This is a genomic window from Frigoribacterium sp. AC759, from assembly GCF_979256015.1.
Genome location: NZ_CEEDMT010000134.1, coordinates 1 through 251 on the forward strand (window position 1 = coordinate 1; position 251 = coordinate 251).

At 57.8% G+C, this 251-nt stretch carries 1 protein-coding gene; it reads right to left on the reverse strand.

Annotated elements, in window-relative coordinates; translation table 11 throughout:
• Positions 1–198 (reverse strand): hypothetical protein (locus ACZ6JE_RS15380; RefSeq protein ID WP_464319508.1); only part of this gene is annotated, 198 nt, incomplete at its 3' end.
• Between the last annotated feature and the right edge of the window lie 53 nt (positions 199–251).

A 251-nucleotide genomic window follows, 5' to 3' on the forward strand; every position in this document is an offset into this window, starting at 1 on the left:
GTATTGGAAACGCGCGACCGAGACTGATCGGCGCTCATGATGGATCGGCGTCAGCGCGAAATTATGCTCGTAGCTGAAGCCGAAAACATAAGAACTGCCCTTGTAGTCAATGATGCCCGGATGATTACCCGTAGCCCGGGCGTCATGCTCCATGATCGGGCCTATGTAGACCCACGGCCCGGTCGGGCTGTCGCTCATCGCGTACCCGATGCCTTCCGAGCAGCAGGTGGATGCGAACGCCATGTAGTATC